Genomic DNA, 18912 nt, shown 5'->3' on the forward strand with positions numbered 1-18912 from the left:
AGTGATCCGCGCCATGGTCCGACGTGCACTTGTTTTGACGGCGGCATTTGTCGCAGGGCTGACGCCGGTCACGTGCCTTGGCGAGGGCAACAATCGGTTACCGACCAAGGCAACAAAGGAACTTCCTCCTGAACTGCTCTCGCTGCTCCAACAGAAGAAGATGCCCAAATATTCACCTATCGTGGTGCGCCTTTTCAAGGAAGAGGCGGAGCTCGAAGTCTGGAAACAGGACACCACCGGCCGTTTCCAGATCCTCAAGACCTATCCGATCTGCCGGTGGTCGGGCGATCTTGGACCGAAGCTGCACGAGGGCGACCGTCAGGCTCCAGAGGGATTCTATACAGTTACACCTGAGTTGATGAATCCCAACTCCAGCTTCTATCTTTCGATCAACCTTGGCTACCCCAACAAATTCGACAAGGCGAACAACCGCGACGGCAGCTTCCTCATGATCCACGGCGACTGCTGGTCGAGCGGTTGCTATGCCATGACCGACGAACAGATCAGCGAGATTTATTCGCTGGCACGCGACTCATTCCTCAGCGGGCGGCCGTCGTTCCAGGTCCAGGCCTATCCGTTCCGCTTGACGCCGGCGAATCTGGCACGGCATCGAAATAATCCGAACCTGGCCTTCTGGAAAATGCTCAAGATCGGCAACGATCATTTCGAGACGACGCAACTCGAACCCAAGGTGGACGTGTGCAATCGCCGCTATGTATTCGATGCGCAACCTCCCCCAAATTCGCCGCATCCTCTTGTGTTCAATGCATCCGAAAAATGCCCCTCCTTTGTCGTCAATCCGGAAATCGCGCGGCGGGCGCGGGAAAAAAATCGCATCGACGAGCTCGAATACTCCCGATTGGTTGAAGACAATTTGCCGGTCGCCCCGATCTACAGCGGTTTGGACGGCGGAATGAACAAGGCTTTTCTGGCGCGGTTTCCGGGCAGAGTGACGCTTGCGAAAGTGATGCCGTATGCATCTTACCTGCCGCAATTGCCACCGATCCCCTGGATCGACAACGATGGCTCGTTGACGAGCAAATGGTTTGGCGTCTCGTTCTCCAAACCGATTGTGTGCGATCCGGCTCGTGCCAGCTTCCCATCGGGCCGGTGCTGAACTCTTGTCCAACGTCCGCCATGGGCCAGACGCTGACTTAAAAGCGGCGACCCGAATGTTGCAGACGAAGGACGGAGGACTGAGTTACTGGACCTCGGCGATCTTCGATCCAGATGACGGCATCTGCGCGTTGTTTGTCGGGGGCCGGTTCGACGGCAATGCCGGGTCCGGCAATCGGAAAGCGGCGCCGGGCGGCGCTCCCTGGGATGGTCGACGGGCAGCGGTTACAGGAAGCACGATCACTTTCGCTCCGACTTTCACCCGCTCATAAAGGTCCACGATGTCCTCGTTGGTCAGCCGGATACAGCCGGACGAAACCTGCTTCCCGATCGTATCGGGCTTGTTGGTGCCGTGAATTCTATATTCGGTCTCGCCCAGATACATCGCCCGGGCGCCGAGCGGGTTGCCGGGGCCGCCTGCCATGAACCGCGGCAGATAAGGCTGACGCACCAGCATATCTGCAGGCGGACGCCAATCCGGCCATTCTGTCTTGCGGGCCACCGTCTGTTCACCGGACCAGGTGAAACCTTCGCGGCCAACACCGATGCCGTAGCGCATTGCTTGCCTGTCGTTCAGAACGAAATAAAGGAATGTGTTTTTGGTATCGATGATCACGGTGCCCGGCGTCTGGTGGCTGGCGTAGTCAATCACCTGCCGAACAAATGCTCCGGGAGCGTCAGCGGCTTTTGGCGGTTCGACCGGAGGCGCGGGAGGCAAAATCGGAGCCGGAGCTGGAGCTGGAGCCAGAGCCAGAGCCGGAACTGTCGCTGATGCATGAACTGGAGTTGCCACGTAAACCGGAGTTGACGACGCCAGAGCCTGGTGCGCGGACGGCTTTCGGGTCGGTTGCACGCTCGTCGGGCGCCACAGCAAACTGTACGCCAATGCGGCGAGCGCCACGGCGCCAACTGCAACTCTCGCGACCATTGGTAGTGCGAGCGTCGCCTTTGCCTTTCCACGTTTGGCCCGCTTGCTCATATCTTTCCCCAGGTCACCATGCCCAGAAGAAGTACCCAGCAAAATTTAAGAAACTTCGAAGCGATTGCGCTCGCACTGGAACCGTTAGCGGTGGTTAACGCCGAACTCTCATTCGGCAACATAAAAACTGGGCGGAGCAGACACGCTCCGCTGGGTCAATCGCGTCTATGGGCCCAGGAAGCGCCAAGTTCGCAAAGGAGGATTGAGCCGCAGCCAGCGCGCTACTGCTTCTTCACCGTCTTGGCCGGTGCCTTCGCGGGCGCCGCCGGTTTCTTGGCGGCCGGCTTGGTGTCGGCCACGGTGTTGATGTCCGCGATCAGCTTGGTGATGCGTGAGGCGTTGCTGCCGAGATCGCTGTCGAAATAGCGCGATGCGGAGCGGATATCGACGCGGGAATCCTCGCCGTCGGCCTTGATTCGGATCGAGACGTCTTCGCGAAATCCCATGATCATCGTTTGCGCGATCGCCTCGATGCGTCCTTCGCGGCGCGCCTGCGGCGGGCGCTCGTCGACGACGCGCCATTTGCGCTTGTTGACGAGCGCGAGCGTGATCTCATAGGCGCGCTGCGGCGGGACTTCGAGTTCGACGGTCTCGACATCAGGGTAGGCGATCGCCTGCTGCTCGGCTGAATAGAGCCCGGCATAGACGGCGGGATTGGTGCCATCGCCGGCACGCAGCGGCGCCAGCGCCTGGAAGCGTGGCGGATCGATCGAATCGGTGGTGATGTCGTAGATCCGCGGCAGGTTGCGGTATTGCAGGGCGAGATAGGCGGGGTAGGCGAGGATGGCGGCGTCGAGCAACAGCGCCAGTAGGATGCGGCCCATGCCGCGCGAACCGTTTTGCCAGATCGCAGCAAACGCGGCGAGGCCGACCAGGATGGAGAGGCCGGCCAGGGCCAGGGCGCCGAAGAACGTCGCCAGCGCCGGCTTCATTTCGAGGAAGCCGAAGCGGACGATCATGATCGACACCACCACCGCAACCAGGGAGAATATCGCGAGGTTGCGCGCCCATGTGGCGAGGCTGGACACGGGCTCCGTCTGGTAGGGAGCGGAAAACCTGCGGGCCATCCCTAGACTTCCATCATGAATTCAGTTGCCGTTCCGGTCGCAATACTGGAGACCCGGCGCCTTGAACTAGCGCATTTTCCGCGCCTGTGGAAAGCAGCTTGCGCCGGAAAATCAGTCCAAATGGTGGTGCAAGGAGTGTCATGGCGCCTCATGCCGGATGGCTGAACTGTGCCACCACAAAGTCGATAAAGGCCTTGATGCGCGGAGCGCGGTGGCGGCCCGGGACAGTCAGCGCATGGATCGCAAACGTCTCGGGGATGTGGCTATCCCCGAGCAGCGGAACGAGGGTGCCTTGCTGGATTGCTCGCGCGACCATGAAATCCGCCAACCTGGCGATGCCGAGCCCGGCTACCGCCATATCAAGCAGCAGGTCGGCATTGTCGCTGGTAAAGGTGCCTGACACGGCGAGGCGATTGATGCCTTCATGGGTGTGGAAGGGCCATTGCGACCACGCCGGCCCGGGTAGCGTCAGGCAATTATGCTGCAGCAGATCGGCCGGCACGCGCGGCGATCCGTGTTGCTTCAAATAGAGCGGACTGGCGCAAATGACCCGTGTCGCGTCACCGAGCTTGCGTGCCACGAGGGTTGAGTCGCCGAGTGCGCCGGAGCGGATGGCGACGTCGACCTGCTCGGCAACCAGGTCGACCTGGTGGTCCGAAACATGAAGCTCGACGCTGATGTCTGGATATTTGGCGAGGAAATCTGGAAGGGCGGGCCCGAGTATCTGTTTGGCGAGGGCTGTTCCGACGCTGATCCGCAAATGGCCGCGTGGCAGCCGGCTTGCCGCCGTTACCTCGGCTTCAGCGGCTTCGATCGAAGCGAGGATGTCCCGGCTCCGGGCCAGGAACAGATCGCCCTCGGCGGTCAAAGCGAGCCTGCGCGTGGTCCTGGTCAACAGGCGCACCCCCAGCCGGTCTTCGATGCGGGTGACCAGCTTGGACAGAGCAGAGGGGGTCACGCCGAGGTCGTCTGCCGCGGCGGCAAAGCTGCCGCGTTCGACCACCCGCACGAACCCGTTCATTTCGGCCGAGGCCGCGTTGATATTCATGAATTTATTTCACGAGTGAATATGAATACTCGCCAATTATATCACGTTAGAAACGTAATAAAAGGTGGTCGCAGACAATGAAGGAGCGCCCACTATGTCTTGGGAAAAGAAGCTGCACGGTCACGTAACGGGTGTTGAAGGCGCGCTGCGCCATCCGGACGGCAGCCCCGATATCGCCGCCTACGGCAGGATCGCTCACCGCGAGCGGGACGCAGCCGTCCTTGCCGCCGTGCAGGACACAGCCCGCAGCCTGCGCGCGATGTGGTCGGCGATCTGGCGTGTCTTGGGTGGGTCCTCGGGCCGGTCGGGGCGCATCCGGTCGAACGCGCCCCTCCGGGGTTAAGCCGCCGCGTTCGGAAAACTGTAGCTCTTGAACTGGTCGCGTAGCGCGGTTTTCAGGATCTTGCCGGTCGCGGTGTGCGGAATGCCCTCGACGAAGGCGACGTCGTCGGGCATCCACCATTTCGCGATCTTGCCATCCATGTATTTCAGGATGTCCTCGCGCGTCGCTTGCTGGCCGGCCTTGAGCTGCACGATCAAGAGCGGACGCTCGTCCCATTTGGGATGATGGATGCCGATCACGGCGGCTTCCGCGACCGCCGGATGGCCGACCGCGAGGTTTTCCAGATCGATCGACGAAATCCATTCGCCGCCCGACTTGATGACGTCCTTGGAGCGGTCGGTGATCCGCATATAGCCGTGCTGGTCGATGGTCGCGACGTCGCCGGTGTCGAAATAGCCGTGTTCGTCGAGAATCTCGCTATCGACCTTGAAGTAGGCCTTCGCGACGGCAGGTCCTGCGACCTTGAGCCGGCCAAAGGTCTTGCCGTCCCACGGCAATTCCTTGCCGGCATCGTCGGTGATCTTCATCTGCACACCGAACGGCGGATAACCCTGCGTCTGCAGGATATCGAGCCGCTCCTCGCCGGAGAGTTCGGCAAACGGCGGCTTCAGCGCCGCCACGGTGCCGATCGGGCTCATCTCGGTCATGCCCCAGGCGTGGCGCACGCGAACGCCCATGTCGACGAACGACTTGATCATCGAGCGCGGCATCGCCGAGCCGCCGCACACCACGCTCTTCAGGTGGGGCAGCTTCAGGTTTCCGGCAGCCATGTGATTGAGCAGCATCAGCCACACCGTCGGCACGCCGGCGGTGTGCGTGACCTTCTCGGTGTCGAGAAGCTCATAGACCGAAGCGCCGTCGAGCTTGGCGCCCGGCATCACGAGCTTGGTGCCCATCGAGGGCGCGGAGAACGCGATGCCCCAGCTGTTGGCGTGGAACAACGGCACCACCGGCAGCATTGTCTCGGCGGCGCTGGTGCCGAGCGCGTCGACATTGTTGGCCATCAACCCGTGCAGTACGTTGGAGCGGTGCGAATACAACACGCCTTTTGGATCGCCCGTGGTACCCGAGGTGTAGCACATCGCGGCTGCGGTATTCTCGTCGAAGGTCTTCCACTCGAACTTGCCGTCGGCTTCCGCGATCCAGTCCTCATAGGCGACCGCGTTCTTCAGCGTGGTCTGCGGCATGTGGGCCTTGTCGGTGAACACGATGTAGCGTTCGACGCTGGGCAGGCTGCCCGCGATCTTTTCCAGGATCGGAATGAAGGTGAGATCGGTCATCACCACGCGGTCTTGCGCATGGTTGATGATCCAGGCGATCTGGTCGGGGAACAGCCGCGGGTTGACGGTATGGCAGATCGCGCCGATGCCCATGATGCCGTACCAGGCTTCAAGGTGGCGCCAGGTGTTCCATGCGATGGTGGCGACGCGGTCGCCGAGCTTGATGCCGTCGCGATCGAGCCGCTGCGAGACTTTCAGCGCGCGATCGCGAATTTCGGCGTAATTGGTGCGATGAATGGGCCCTTCGACCGACCGCGTGACGACCTCTTGCGTACCGTGATACTGCGCCGCGTGTTCGATAATCCGGTGGCAAAGCAAAGGCCAGTCTTGCATCAATCCGAGCATACGCACGTCCCTCCCAAAGGTTATTTCCTCGCGCATGATCCGCCAAAGTGCTGGTGTTTTGGCGCGCGATCATGGAATTGACATGAACTGTAGCGCGGAGAAAGCAAGCCGAAAATGGGCTTATGGCGCCTTTGGCCGCACGGCGGCGGCAATGGTTACCGTTGCGGTGGGCCTGCTTCTGCCCGGCGTGTACTGCGAACCGGCCCTGGCGGCCAAAGCCTCCCGATCGACGCCCTGGGGCGACCTGTTCGGGATCCACCCGCCGAAGCCGCGGGCAAAGGTCCACCGGGCGGCGGTGCCGCTCCCGCGGCCGCGCCCGGCCGATGCCCCCTCCGCTGAGGAGCTTGCCAAAGAAGCTGCCCAAGAAACTGCCAAAGCCGCCAAGGAGACCACGAAGGAAGGCAAGCCCACCGAACAGGCCACGCCCCAGCCACCTCCGCCCTCGGCCTGCCGGCTGGCGCTGACGGAGGCCATCGCCATTGCTCCCAGCATTCCCGATATCCGTGGCGCCGGCGGCTGCGGGGGCGAGGACCTGGTGCGACTCGAGGCGATCGTGCTGCCGGACAAGCGGCAGGTCTCGGTGAAGCCGGCGGCGATCCTGCGCTGCGCGATGGCCTCCGCATTGGCGGACTGGATCCGGACTGACATCGCGCCGCTGGCGGTGCGTCTCGGCAGCACGATCAGTGATCTCGACAATTTCGACTCGTTCGAATGCCGCGGCCGTAACCGCATCGTCGGCGCAAGACTCTCCGAACACGGCCGCGCCAATGCGCTCGACGTCCGCGCCCTCAAGCTGTCCAATGGCCGCTCGATCTCGCTCACCGATCGCTCCGTGCCGCGCGAGGTGCGCGAAGCCGTGCTGCATACGGCGTGCGCGCGATTCTCGACGGTGCTGGGTCCGGGGTCGGACTGGTACCACGAGGACCACATCCATCTCGACCTCATGGAACGGCGGAATAACTACCGGATCTGCCAATGGGACGTGTGGGACCCGCTGCCGCAGACCGCGCCGCTGCTGCCGGCCGAGCGGCCGGAAGAAGCGCCGCCGCGCGAGGTTGCCGCCAAACCCGACGCGGCCAAACCCGACGCGGCCAAATCCGCTGCGGGGAAATCCAGCGCCGCTCCGGCGGATGAGAAATCCGATGCGGCAACGTCCAAACCCGAACCCAAGCCCACAACAAAAAAGCGCCGGCAAAACCGGCGCTCGTGATCGTCCTTTTGCGGCGTCGCCAGTCGCGCCCAATACGTGACGATTCATTGGCGTAACTCCAGCGTTTACGTGCCCTTTGGGCTCTTCGCTGAACGATAAGTGTGTCTTTCTGGCCGCATTACCGCACCCCCGTGGGTTCCGGTCGATATTTTGGCCACGTTCCTCACGTCCTGGTTTTCAATCCTGCCGATTGCACGTGTTCAGCGCGATATTGTGCGGCCAAATAAAAAACGCCGGCAAAGCCGGCGTTCTGATCTCGTTGCGGATGGTGCGATCGATCCGCTATTGCATCACGTTGCCGCTGCCGCCCTGGAGCGCCATCTTCGAATTGTACGGCGAGTCGCCCTGCTTGGGGTCCAGCACCACCACGATCGTGCCTTGCTTGACCTTGCTGTAGAGGTCGATGACGTCCTCATTGGTCATGCGAATGCAGCCCGAGGAAATCGATGCGCCGATATATTCCGGCTGGTTGGTGCCGTGAATCCGGAACAGGGTGTCGCGGCCGCCCTGGTAAAGATAGAGCGCGCGGGCGCCGAGCGGATTGTCGACGCCGCCGGGCACCGACGCCGGCAGGCCTTCGATGCGCTTATGGATGTCGGCGGTCGGCGTCCATTTCGGCCATTCCGCCATGTTGCCGACCTTGGCAATGCCGGAGAAGGCCAGCGCTTCTTCGCCGACGGTAATGCCGTAACGGATCGCCTTGCCGCCGTCCTGCACCAGGTAAAGATAGTGGTTGTCGGAATCGACCACGATCGTGCCGGGTAGTTCGCGGCGGTGATAGTCGACGATGGCGCGGCGGAACGGTTCGGCCACGGCGACCTTGGCGTAACGCGCCTTTGCCAGCTGGACCTTGTCATTCGGCTTGAGCGTGGCCTCCGGCGCGGCCTGATAGCTCGTGGTCTGCATGCAGCCCGACAACATCAGGCCTGCAGCCAGAATTCCCAACTTTGCCTTCAGCGACGTCATTGCGCACTTCCAATCGAACAATATCGCGGTTACGCGCCAATTTGCGTCGCAAACGCCACGATTCCAATAATCCCATTATTGGCAAAAACCGGTAATTATTCCAGTGCTTAGACGCTTGTTCGGCGCTGCGGGAGCCTGGCTGTGGCTTTTTTGCCGCAAGTTTTTCGATTTCCGGTTGATTTATAGGCAACGCTGGCGTCCTTGCCGAATCGTGGCCACGCTACCGCCACCCCACCGCCATAAATGTGGATGGGGGTTAATACGCCAGTCATCAAGCGCTTGCCAGAATCGCGTTTAGTCCGCTCGGTGCCTGTGGCGTTTTCGTGCGGAGCGGGTACGGGTTTCGCGTGAAGAAGACACGTCAGAACCAACGACCGCTGCCCTGTTCCGGAGTTTCCTATGTTGTCAGTGTACGTCCCCTCTGAATCCACCCTGAAGAAAGTCGAGGTGGCTGAACCGGCGAAGTTGCCGGAAAGCGCAGTCTGGATCGACATGGTGAAACCGACGGGCGAGGAAGACCGCGCGGTGGAGCGGCTGACCGGGATCGCGGTGCCGACCCGGGAGGACATGCAGGAGATCGAGATTTCCAGCCGGCTCTATATCGAGAACGGCGCGCGCTACATGACCGCGACGCTGATGTGCCATTCCGACACCGACATGCCGCGGACGACGGCCGTCACCTTCATCATGGCTGGTCACCGGTTGGTAACCGTGCGCTACGACATGCCGAAGCCGTTTGCCCTGGTGGAGAACAAGCTGGCGCGCTCTTGCATGCCGGGCATAACCGGCGAAATGGTGCTGATGGAACTTGTCGACGCGGTGATCGACCGTTGCGCCGACATTCTGGAGAAGGTCGGCGCCGACGTCGATCAGGTTTCCCATGACATCTTCGAACCCGAAAGCGAGCGTCACGGCCAGGCCAAGCGATATTCGCAGATACTGATCGCGATCGGGCGCAAGGGGGATTTGACCTCGAAGGTCCGCGAGAGCCTGGTCTCGGTCGGCCGCGTCGTCACTTTCCTCTCGGCGGTCATGGAAGGCGTCAAATGGTCCAAGGACATGCGCGAGCAGCTCAAGACCATGCAGCGTGACGTCGCCTCGCTGACCGATCACGCGTCCTACCTCTCCAACAAGATCACCTTCGTGCTCGACGCCATGCTCGGCGTCGTCAATCTCGAACAGAACAACATCATCAAGCTGTTCTCGGTGATGGCCGTGGTCCTGATGCCGCCGACGCTGATCGCCTCGATCTACGGCATGAATTTCAAGGCGATGCCGGAGCTCGAATGGGCGCACGGCTATCCGATGGCGCTGGTGATGATGCTCATGGCAGCCGTGCTGCCTTACTTTCTTTTCAGATGGAAGAAGTGGCTGTAGTCGCAACCTGATTGTTCGCGGCGGTGACTGTCGTCCCCGAGGTGACTGTTGTCACTGAGGTGACTGTTGTCACCGAGGTGGCCGTAGTAACCGAGATGTTAAGGCGCGCGCATGATCTCGGGGGCATTCATGCGCCGGCAAAAAAAACAGGAAGCTGCCCCATTTGTACGAGTAAAATTTGAGCGTCGCGATGAACCTTTGCGCGACGGCTTTCTGCGATAACGCTGTCACAAGCCGCGAGGACAGCAATGGTTGAAAAATTCATAACGTCACCCCGCAACGTCATCGATTTTGCGCGCTACCAACAGGACCGCATCGTTGGCAAGGCGCAGGCGATCGCGGCGCGGCTCTGCCGGCATTGTGGTGCGGCGCTTGCCGATGGCGAGAACGAAGACGAATGCTCGAGCGCCTTCAATGTCGAGACGCGTGATCTGCGAACCGCGCCAAGGAAAACGCGGAGCAAGTTTTACGCGGATTGAAGCGCGCCAGCGTTTCGCGCGAAGCATGCCCTCGGACTTGATCCGGGGGAGCATGCCGGTTCGCGCAAAGAAAACGCGTCAGAAAGAGAATCCAGAGCTTCGGTTCTGATTCAAATCAGATCGCGCTCTAGACGTGCTGGCCGCCGTTGATGTGAATCTCGGCGCCGTTCACGTAACTGCTGGTTTCGGTGCACAGCACGTAGATGATCTTGGCCACCTCGTCCGGTGTGCCGAGGCGGTGCATCGGGATCTGCTGGTCGACGATCTTCTCGGTGCCCGGCGACAGGATCGAGGTGTCGATCTCGCCCGGTGCGATCGAATTGACGCGGACGCCGACGCGGCCGAAATCGGAGGCCATTTCACGTGTGAGTGAAGCAAGTGCCGCCTTCGACGTCGCATAGGCCACGCCCGCGAACGGATGCACGCGCGAGCCCGCAATCGAGGTGACGTTCACTACCGAACCCTTGGTGGCCTTCAATTCCTCGATCAGCCCGCGCGCCATCATGATGGGTGCGAAGAAGTTCACCCGGAAAACATGGCTCCAGGTCTCGATGTCGGTATCCATGGTGCCCATCCGCGTGCCCGCTGCGGTCTTCGGCGAAATCGCGGCATTGTTGACCAGCGCATGCAGCGCGCCGCCTTCCAGCCGTTGGCGGATTTCCGAAATCGCCCGCGTGGTATCGGCATGGTCGGCAAGATCGACCTGGATGTGATCCTCAGGCCCGGCGTCCCACGGGCAGTCTTCGGGGAAAGGATGCCGCGAGCAGGTGATGACGCGCCAGCCGGCGGAGGAAAAGCGGATCACGGTGGCATGGCCGATGCCGCGGCTGGCTCCGGTCAGGAGCAGCGTGCGTCGCGGCGCATTGGTGGAAGTCGACATGCAATACTTTCAGGCTTCAGGGATAGAGCCGCACTTTGGTCCAAGGCTGAACTTGCCCCTGGACCGGCGCGTCGCGGCGGAATTCGATGCGGTCGTGGAGACGGAACGGACGGTCGTGCCAGAATTCGAAACGGACCGGCTCGATGCGCCAGCCGCTCCAGCCCGGCGGACGCGGCACCTCGCCGATGACGTGCTTGGCGGCGACCAGCGCGATCGCCTGCTCGAAGGCAAAGCGGCTTTCCAGCGGCTGCGATTGCTTAGAGGCCCAGGCGCCGATCTGCGCCTGCTTCGGGCGGGTGGCGAAATAGGCGTCGGCTTCTTCCGGCGTCACAGGCGACACGTTGCCGCGGATGCGCACCTGACGGCGCAGCGATTTCCAGTGAAATAGTAAAGCCGCTTTAGGATTTGCGGCGAGTTCGCGGCCCTTCTGGCTGGCGATGTGGCTGTAGAACACGAAACCATCCGCATCATAGCCTTTCATCAGCACCATCCGCACATCGGGAAGGCCGTCGGCATCGACGGTTGCGAGCGCCATCGCGTTGGGATCGTTCGGCTCTGCCTTCACGGCTTCGGCGAACCACGCACCGAACAACGCAAACGGTTCCTCGGCGGCGGTAAAATCACCCGATGTTAACGGTGTCGGGTGTTTGATGGAGGTTGTGTCGGTCATGCCAGGAGTTCCAGTTGCGTCCGTTCGCGTCAGAGAGCGCGCTACAGTCCCAGTGTAGGTTCGCCCTATATAGGACATGGGGACGCATTGGCCTATCGGCGATCCGGCCGGCGGGCGCGGTGATGACGATGATTTTGATCGGCCTCGGCGCGGGCGGTTGCAGCATGTCCCGCTCCGACGTGCTCGCCAAGCTGGAAGAAAAAGACGTCACGGGGTCGGTGACACCACCGGCCGCCCCTCCGGTGCCGACCGAGAGCGATCTGGCCTTTGCCCGCACGGCCGCTTCCGATGTGTTGACCAAAGGCGGCAAGGATTCCAGCCAGCCCTGGGAAAACCCCGAAACCGGCGCGCGGGGTTCGGTAACGCCGCTGTCCCAGGCCTATGCCTCGGACGATGGCCGCACCTGCCGGGATTTCCTGGCCAGCTACGTCAAGGATCGTGCGGAAAGCTGGCTGCAGGGTGCCGCCTGCCGGGGTGAACAGGGTCGATGGGAAATTCGTACCCTCAGACCCTGGAAACGGAGCTAAACTACCCCAAGAATCTTGAGGGCCCGTTTTGGGGCCAGTTTTCAGCAGCATGGGCAGTTGCAAAAATGCAACTGGCTCCCCAGATGAAGGCAAAGCGGGCGAATAGCCCTTTGGTTAGAACCGATTTCCCGTGAAGGAGACGTGACGGATGCGCGACCCCTATGAGGTCTTGGGGGTGCCGCGGGGCGCCAGCGCTGCGGCGATCAAGAGTGCTTACCGCAAGCTCGCCAAGAAGCATCACCCCGACAACAACACCAACGATCCGAAATCCGCGGCGCGGTTTTCCGAGATCAACTCGGCCAACGAGATCATCGGCGACGAGGACAAGCGCAAGCAGTTCGATCGCGGTGAGATCGACGCCGAGGGCAAGCCGCGCTTTCAGGGTTTTCCCGGCGGCGGCCCGCGCGGCCGTGCCGGCCCCGCCGGCGGCTTTGAAAGCCATACTTTCCGCAGCGGCGGCGGCCCCGGCGGCGGCGGCTTCGAGGACATCCTCAACAGCATGTTCGGCGGCGCGGCCCGCGGGCAACGTCCCGGCAGTGGCCGCGCATTTGAATTCGATACCGGCGGGATCGGCCTCGATCTCGATCTCAGCGTCGCCATGACGGTGTCGCTGGAGGAGTCGGTCAAGGGTGCCGAGAAGCGCGTCCGCTTGCCGACCGGCAAGGAGCTCAACGTCAAAATTCCGGCAGGCGTCGCCGCCGGTCAGCAAATCCGGCTGAAGGGCCAGGGCGAGACCGCGCAGGGCCATCCCCCGGGCGACCTCCTGATCACTGTCAGCATTGCGCCGCATCCCTTCTTCAAGATCGACGGCAGCGACTTGCGGCTCGATCTGCCGATCACGCTCTATGAGGCGGTGCTCGGGGCCAAGATTCGGGTGCCGACGCTGGGCGGCGCGGTCGAATTTCCGATCCCGAAGAACACCTCCAGCGGTCGCACCTTCCGTCTCAAGGGCAAGGGGCTGCCGAAGGCAGGCGGGACCGGCGACCTGTTCGTCACGACAAGGATTATCCTTCCCGACGGGAACGATGCCGAACTTGAAGCATTGATGCAAAAGTGGCGCGACGGCCACCCTTACAACCCGCGCAGCGATTTCGGCTGACCAAAAACACGGCTAATAAAACAGCGGAGTGCGGCAGGCCATTTCCCGAACCAATTCAGGCGCTTCCCTTTAAAAGGGCGGCCTCGAAAGGGGGACCAGCGCGGTACCAAACCCCGATCGAGGCCGCTTGCGCCGATCGGCGGATCGAACGCCGCTCATTTTCGCGTGATCACCCAGTGCGATAATGAGACGTGCCGATGTCTTGATTCCAGATTTTCGATGTCAGAATTGGGACAAACGGCTTGACCTACGGCGTTTTCGAACGACGCCGTGCCGCGCACCCGACGCGGAGTGAACCGCGGCTCGCGCAAGGAAAACGCCAAGGAAAACGCATCGAACAACAGGCTTGTGCAACCTTGATGGTGAGCGCGCTCAACCCCCGGGTTTTTCCATCTGGTCATACACCGATTGGGCGATCTGCGTCAGTCGGCCACGGTCGCCGATGCTGCTCACCACCACATAGGCCACGCCGCGATCGGCCCAGAACAAGGCGCTCTCCTTGCCCTCCGACGAAAATCGCATCTGCGTCGCCTCGGCTTCCGACTTTGCCGTGTAGATCGTGAAGCGTTCGCCCGATGTGCTCTCATACATCATGAAGGATGCAGGTCCGCCGGAGCCGGGCAACAGCCGTCCGCCGACCAGCTTCAATCCTGCCCCGGTCAGTTCCGGCGCACGCACCAGCCAGCCGCAGCGCTTGGTCAGCCAGGCCTGCAGATGCGCGCGTTCGCTGCCCGGCACTTCGACGGGATGGCGCACCTCGACCACATAGAGCCGGTGCGCTTCGAGCGCATGAAGCGTGAAATTCTGGATCGCCGACGGGGCCGCCGCGGACGCACCGCGCGCCATCCAGCCAACACCGCCGCCGACAATGAATGCCGCCAGCGTTGCGGCAATCGCGGCGTAGAACCATTTGCGCGGCTGGCGCACCAGCCGCTCGATCTCGAGCCGCCTCGGAACCGCCTCATCGACGATGCCGTCGTAGCGGACATGCAGCGCTTCCGCCATCGTGCGCCACGACCGCACGCGCGCCGCATCGTCGGGGTGCGTCGCGAGCCACGCTTCGACATCGCCGCGGCGCTCCGCCGGCAGCTCGTTGTCGACGTAAGCATGCAGCTCGTCTTCGGTGACGGGAATATGGGGGTTGGTCATCGTCGTCGTCTCTGTCTATTCCGGATCGGAATCTGCCTATGCATATCGCCTGCCATCACGCGTCTTCTTTGCATCGCCTGCATCACTTCACCCGTCTCAGCGCGGTGCGCTCGCCCTCGAGCGAGGCTTTGACGTGCGCGCGCGCCCGGGCAAGCCGGGACATCACGGTCCCGATCGGTACGCCCTGGATGTCGGCGACCTCGCGGTAGCTCAAGCCTTCCAGCATCACGAGCAGCAGCACCGAGCGCTGCTCTTCCACCAGCGTCGACAGCGCGCGGGCGATGTCGCGGCCTTCCGCTTCGGTCCCGCTGGCGTCCGGGTTGTTGTCGAGCAGCGGCATGAATTGCGGCCGCCGCGCCAGCGATCGCCGCCGGTTCTTGTTGAGGTTGGTCAGGATCGTATAGAGCCAGCTCCTGACGTCGCCGCCGAGAAACAACCGTTCCGAACGCAACGCGCGCACCAGCGTGTCCTGCACCAGATCATCGGCGATATCGGCGTCGCGCGCGAGCGCTCGCGCGTAGCGGCGCAGCGCCGGAATCATGGCTTCGACACTTTGGCGAAACGCGGTCATTGTCACCAGATATTCAGGTCGGTACGGCGCGAACGCCTTAACCAACATAACACCTAAACGACGCGTCTATTCCGCCTGTTGAGGCTCAGGCAAGACAGCGTTAATCCCAGGGTTAATCCAAGGATTACCCTCAAGCGGATTTGGACTGTACCACGCTGGAGCGCTGGTGTACCTCCAACCGTAATGCCAAGCGCGACTGGAAGCCGCATGCCGCGCTCTTCCATTCGTCGCCTGAGGAATAGCCGCCAGTCCGATGCCTGCGCCTGTCATCTATTACATTCGCCATGGCGAGACATCGTGGAATGCCGAAGGGCGGCTGCAAGGCGTGCAGGACATTCCGCTGAACGATCTCGGCCGCAGGCAGGCGGCCCATGCCGGCAATGTCCTCGCCGATCTCCTTTTGCGCAACGGCCATGACAAGAATTCGCTTTCGTTTGTCGCAAGCCCGCTGATCCGCGCCCGCGCGACGATGGAGCTGGTGCGCGGCTCACTGGAACTGCCGCGTGACGGCTACGCGCTCGACGACCGCCTGCGCGAGATCGGCTACGGCGAGTGGGAAGGCGCGACGCTGCCAGAGTTACAGCTGCGCGACCCCGATCTCTATGCCAAACGCCAGGCCGAGAAATGGACGGTGTCGCCGCCGGGCGGCGAGAGCTATGTCGACGTGCAAGCGAGGATGCAGGATTGGTACGGGTCGGTGGCGGCGGACACGGTCGCGGTGGCGCATGGCGGCACGGCGCGGGCCCTGATGGTGGCGCTCGGCATCGAGACGCCGCTCAGCGCCGCGGACCTGACCATCGAGCAGGGGGCAGTTTACGTGTTCCGGGACGGAGGTCTGCTGAAGTATAGTTAATCCAGCCATCGTCATGCCCGGGCTTGTCCCGGGCATCCACGTCCTTCATAACGTTGACAATCAACGTGAGCGTTGCCTGTCAACGAAACCAGCGCGAAGCACCATGTCCTTCAACACCTTCGGTCACATGTTCCGGGTCACGACCTTCGGCGAGAGCCATGGGATCGCGATCGGCTGCGTGGTCGACGGCTGCCCGCCGCTGATCCCGCTGACCAACGAGGACATCCAGCAGGATCTCGATCGCCGCCGTCCCGGCCAGTCGCGCTTCACCACCCAGCGCCAGGAACCGGACGCCGTCAAAATCCTGTCCGGCGTGATGGCGCATCCCGAGACCGGGGTGCAGGTGACGACGGGAACGCCGATCGCGCTTCTGATCGAAAACACCGACCAGCGCTCGAAGGACTATTCCGAGATCAAGGACAAGTTTCGGCCCGGCCATGCCGACTTCACCTACGAGGCCAAATACGGCCTGCGCGATTATCGCGGCGGCGGACGCTCGTCGGCGCGCGAGACCGCGACGCGGGTTGCGGCCGGCGCCATCGCGCGAAAGATCCTGCCCGAGGTGAAAGTGCGCGGCGCGCTGGTGCAGATGGGTCCGCACAAGATCGATCGCGAGAAGTGGGACTGGGACGAGATCGCGCGCAATCCGTTCTTCTGCCCGGACAAGGACAAGGCCGCCTTCTTCGAGCAATATCTCGATGGCATCCGCAAGAGCGGCTCCTCGATCGGCGCCGTGATCGAAGTCGTCGCCGAAGGCGTACCGCCTGGCCTCGGCGCGCCGATCTACGCCAAGCTCGACGGCGAACTGGCGGCGGCGATGATGAGCATCAACGCGGTGAAGGGCGTCGAGATCGGAGCAGGTTTCGGCGCCGCCGAATTGTCGGGCGAGCAAAACGCCGACGAGATGCGCACCGGCAATAACGGCACGCGCTTCCTGTCAAACCATGCCGGCGGCGTGCTGGGCGGCATCTCCACCGGCCAGCCGGTCGTGGTGCGCTTTGCGGTAAAGCCGACGTCGTCGATCCTGTCGCCGCGCCAGACCGTGGATCGCTCCGGCGCCGACACCGACATCATGACCAAGGGCCGTCACGATCCCTGCGTTGGCATCCGCGCAGTGCCGGTCGGCGAAGCCATGATGGCCTGCGTGCTGGCGGATCATCTGCTGCGCCATCGCGGGCAGGTGGGCTGAATAGGTTTGTAGGGCGGATTGGAGCGAAGCGTAATCCGCCGTTTTGTTTTCGACGGAACGGCGGATTACGCTTCGCTCCAATCCGCCCTACGGTCGACGGGCTTAGTCCTTGCGGCCGTTATTGTCTGCGCACTGATCAGCAGATATGTCGGGGACATTGAACAAAGCAGCTGGCTTGGTCCGCGTGATCATTGCGTCGTAATTGCCCGCAAGGCGTAATAGGCGTTGCTTAATGAATGGATCGGCTTGAGTGGCGAGTTCACGTATTTGTCGTGCTCGCTCCTTATAAAAATCATCGTCCATCTGGGATCCCCACCAAACACCTCGATGGCTTATAGAGACGATCTCGTCTTGTTCATGTGATTGAGGACACAGTTCAGGCATTTTTTGCGACTGGTAGCGGCGCCGGTGAAGCGGCCGAGAAGCATCCGAGACCGGTCGCGAGCAGCGGCTCGCACAACCGCGGGCCACCGATCATTTCGACCGCCATGGGGTCATCCGCGGTATCCAGCGCGGGACGGCGGCGCGGAACGCCTCGTACTCTCTCCCAAACGTCTGCTCGAGCGTGGGTTCTTCGTAGGCCACGACGAAGGCGTGGAAGGCGAGCCAGAGCAGCGCGCCGTAGACGATGAGGCGCCAATCGCCCATCAGCACCGCTTGACCCAGGATGATGGCAACGACCGCGACGTATATTGGATTACGCACATAACAGTAGAGACCGGTCACCACGAGATTCCGGGTTGGCGCGATGGGCGCGGGGGTGCCGAGACCCTGCAGCGCGAAACGCGCAAATGCGTCAACGAGCCCAGGCACGCCTGCGAGAATCATTATCGCGCCGATGCCGCGCGTCAGCTCCAGACCAAGGAACGGTGGCCGGAGTTGCCAACCCGTGATCGACCATGGAACGAGCCCCGCCAGCGTACATGGGGCGACCACGAAGAAAACCGCCGAGCCCAGCACGGCAATGGTTCGTTGCACGGCGGTTCCCGACACTCGCTGCGAGCTCATTCCAAGCTCCCTTGGTTTCCCGTCGTCATCCGGGTGCCGACACGCTCGCCAAGTTATCCCAAAAGCGGAAACCGCGCACGACCAAAGCCAATGCCACGACGGCAACGAGGCACGGCTCGCAGGGCAGATTGAGCCGACTTGTCCGCCGTAGCTCGCAGAGCGAAGGCGGAAGGCGTAATCCGCCATCCAGGTTATCGTCAGGCGATCATCTTCGCTAGAATCTCCGCTGGTCGATCGCGTGACGATCATTCGACATAGAGCGTTTGATAACACGGACCCCGTTTGCGATGTAGCCAAGGTGGCGGATTACGCCCGACAGGTCCGCTTTGCGGACCCGTTGGGCTCCAATCCGCCCTACCGACGTTGCTGCGTCCCCTCGCATGCAAGCGTAATCTTGAGGACTGCGTGCGACAAATCAACCCGACGGGCAAATCACTTCTGATTTATCGAAATCATGTCAAGTCCTAAATTTCCGAAAATCAAAACTATTTCGCTTTCCTTCCACCCAAATCACCGGCACATTCTCGCCATCCCGTCCCACTCAGAGGGCGTTGGCCATCGTCACGACGAGGGGCGGGTCGCGGTGGACGCAACAGTTGCGCTTGACGCGTGCAGCTGAAGCGTACGGCGAAAGCGTGTGGTCCTGGCGCCCGTAACGGCGTCAAGTCCTGCGGGAGCTAACGCTTCCGAGGGGCGACGGTGGCAATAGAGGCCGTCTCACCGGGGAGAGCGCGTCATAAGCCGTAAAGCCATTGC

The 18912-nt window shown here is 62.1% G+C and carries 20 protein-coding genes; 9 read left to right on the plus strand and 11 right to left on the minus strand.

The annotated features are described in order from the left end of the window. Nucleotide 1 precedes the first annotated feature (1 nt). On the plus strand, nt 2–1117 hold the full coding sequence (locus tag JQ574_RS32220) for a murein L,D-transpeptidase family protein (RefSeq protein WP_312014769.1): 1116 nt from the start codon (nt 2–4) through the stop codon (nt 1115–1117). Nucleotides 1118–1201: 84 nt separating this feature from the next. Here the strand turns inward: JQ574_RS32220 and JQ574_RS32225 are convergent, their stop codons facing one another. From JQ574_RS32225 to JQ574_RS32235, 3 genes are all read right to left on the minus strand, one after another. Continuing rightward, complete coding sequence (locus JQ574_RS32225; protein WP_212214137.1) at nt 1202–2095, minus strand: L,D-transpeptidase; 894 nt, start codon at nt 2093–2095, stop codon at nt 1202–1204. Nucleotides 2096–2316: 221 nt separating this feature from the next. After that, nucleotides 2317–3162 carry a DUF1499 domain-containing protein gene (locus JQ574_RS32230; protein WP_212214121.1) on the minus strand — a complete coding sequence of 282 codons (846 nt, stop codon included), beginning with the start codon at nt 3160–3162 and terminating at the stop codon, nt 2317–2319. Nucleotides 3163–3310: 148 nt separating this feature from the next. Next, nucleotides 3311–4210 carry a LysR family transcriptional regulator gene (locus JQ574_RS32235; protein WP_249119741.1) on the minus strand — a complete coding sequence of 300 codons (900 nt, stop codon included), beginning with the start codon at nt 4208–4210 and terminating at the stop codon, nt 3311–3313. Between the two features lie 94 nt (nt 4211–4304). Here JQ574_RS32235 and JQ574_RS32240 point away from each other — a divergent pair, with 94 nt between their 5' ends. Continuing rightward, complete coding sequence (locus JQ574_RS32240) at nt 4305–4553, plus strand: hypothetical protein (RefSeq protein ID WP_212214110.1); 249 nt, start codon at nt 4305–4307, stop codon at nt 4551–4553. Here JQ574_RS32240 and JQ574_RS32245 read toward each other — a convergent pair. Beyond that, a complete protein-coding gene (locus JQ574_RS32245; RefSeq protein ID WP_212276300.1) occupies nt 4550–6178 on the minus strand; it encodes a fatty-acid--CoA ligase in 1629 nt (542 codons plus the stop codon). The genes JQ574_RS32240 and JQ574_RS32245 overlap by 4 nt on opposite strands. An 82-nt stretch (nt 6179–6260) precedes the next feature. Here JQ574_RS32245 and JQ574_RS32250 point away from each other — a divergent pair, with 82 nt between their 5' ends. After that, on the plus strand, nt 6261–7388 hold the full coding sequence (locus JQ574_RS32250; protein WP_212214106.1) for an extensin family protein: 1128 nt from the start codon (nt 6261–6263) through the stop codon (nt 7386–7388). Between the two features lie 282 nt (nt 7389–7670). Here the strand turns inward: JQ574_RS32250 and JQ574_RS32255 are convergent, their stop codons facing one another. Next, the gene (locus JQ574_RS32255) at nt 7671–8354 is read right to left on the minus strand and encodes a L,D-transpeptidase (protein ID WP_212214104.1); all 684 of its coding nucleotides are present in this window, start codon (nt 8352–8354) and stop codon (nt 7671–7673) included. A 399-nt stretch (nt 8355–8753) separates the two neighbouring features. On the opposite strand from JQ574_RS32255, the gene JQ574_RS32260 reads away from it, so the two are divergent. Further along, on the plus strand, nt 8754–9731 hold the full coding sequence (locus JQ574_RS32260) for a magnesium transporter CorA family protein (protein WP_212214101.1): 978 nt from the start codon (nt 8754–8756) through the stop codon (nt 9729–9731). A gap of 248 nt (nt 9732–9979) precedes the next feature. Further along, nucleotides 9980–10210: a hypothetical protein gene (locus JQ574_RS32265; protein ID WP_249119743.1), complete on the plus strand. Its 231-nt coding sequence runs from the start codon at nt 9980–9982 to the stop codon at nt 10208–10210. Nucleotides 10211–10337: 127 nt separating this feature from the next. On the opposite strand, the gene JQ574_RS32270 is transcribed toward JQ574_RS32265, so the two are convergent. Together JQ574_RS32270 and pdxH are read right to left on the minus strand one after the other, a co-directional pair. Further along, nucleotides 10338–11090 carry an SDR family NAD(P)-dependent oxidoreductase gene (locus tag JQ574_RS32270; protein ID WP_212214099.1) on the minus strand — a complete coding sequence of 251 codons (753 nt, stop codon included), beginning with the start codon at nt 11088–11090 and terminating at the stop codon, nt 10338–10340. 16 nt (nt 11091–11106) lie between these two features. Further along, nucleotides 11107–11760, minus strand: coding sequence for a pyridoxamine 5'-phosphate oxidase (gene pdxH, locus JQ574_RS32275; protein ID WP_212214096.1), 654 nt, complete (start codon nt 11758–11760; stop codon nt 11107–11109). A gap of 128 nt (nt 11761–11888) precedes the next feature. Here pdxH and JQ574_RS32280 point away from each other — a divergent pair, with 128 nt between their 5' ends. Both JQ574_RS32280 and JQ574_RS32285 read left to right on the plus strand, forming a co-directional pair. Continuing rightward, nucleotides 11889–12287: an RT0821/Lpp0805 family surface protein gene (locus tag JQ574_RS32280; RefSeq protein ID WP_312014768.1), complete on the plus strand. Its 399-nt coding sequence runs from the start codon at nt 11889–11891 to the stop codon at nt 12285–12287. Nucleotides 12288–12435: 148 nt separating this feature from the next. After that, entirely contained in the window at nt 12436–13386 is a 951-nt protein-coding gene (locus JQ574_RS32285; protein ID WP_212214093.1) for a DnaJ C-terminal domain-containing protein, read from the plus strand. A 372-nt stretch (nt 13387–13758) separates the two neighbouring features. Here the strand turns inward: JQ574_RS32285 and JQ574_RS32290 are convergent, their stop codons facing one another. Beyond that, entirely contained in the window at nt 13759–14535 is a 777-nt protein-coding gene (locus JQ574_RS32290) for an anti-sigma factor (protein ID WP_212214091.1), read from the minus strand. 82 nt (nt 14536–14617) lie between these two features. Further along, nucleotides 14618–15106 (minus strand): RNA polymerase sigma factor, encoded by a 489-nt coding sequence (locus JQ574_RS32295; RefSeq protein WP_209846728.1) that lies wholly within the window; start codon nt 15104–15106, stop codon nt 14618–14620. A gap of 253 nt (nt 15107–15359) precedes the next feature. On the opposite strand from JQ574_RS32295, the gene JQ574_RS32300 reads away from it, so the two are divergent. Both JQ574_RS32300 and aroC read left to right on the plus strand, forming a co-directional pair. Next, a complete protein-coding gene (locus JQ574_RS32300; protein ID WP_212214088.1) occupies nt 15360–15959 on the plus strand; it encodes a histidine phosphatase family protein in 600 nt (199 codons plus the stop codon). Between the two features lie 103 nt (nt 15960–16062). Then, entirely contained in the window at nt 16063–17148 is a 1086-nt protein-coding gene (aroC, locus tag JQ574_RS32305) for a chorismate synthase (protein WP_212214085.1), read from the plus strand. Between the two features lie 102 nt (nt 17149–17250). Here aroC and JQ574_RS32310 read toward each other — a convergent pair whose 3' ends face one another. Together JQ574_RS32310 and JQ574_RS32315 are read right to left on the minus strand one after the other, a co-directional pair. After that, nucleotides 17251–17451, minus strand: coding sequence for a hypothetical protein (locus tag JQ574_RS32310; RefSeq protein ID WP_212214082.1), 201 nt, complete (start codon nt 17449–17451; stop codon nt 17251–17253). A gap of 171 nt (nt 17452–17622) precedes the next feature. Further along, complete coding sequence (locus JQ574_RS32315) at nt 17623–18156, minus strand: isoprenylcysteine carboxylmethyltransferase family protein (protein WP_212214079.1); 534 nt, start codon at nt 18154–18156, stop codon at nt 17623–17625. Between the last annotated feature and the right edge of the window lie 756 nt (nt 18157–18912).

Source organism: Bradyrhizobium sp. AUGA SZCCT0158 (assembly GCF_018130065.1).
Taxonomy (GTDB): Bacteria; Pseudomonadota; Alphaproteobacteria; order Rhizobiales; family Xanthobacteraceae; genus Bradyrhizobium.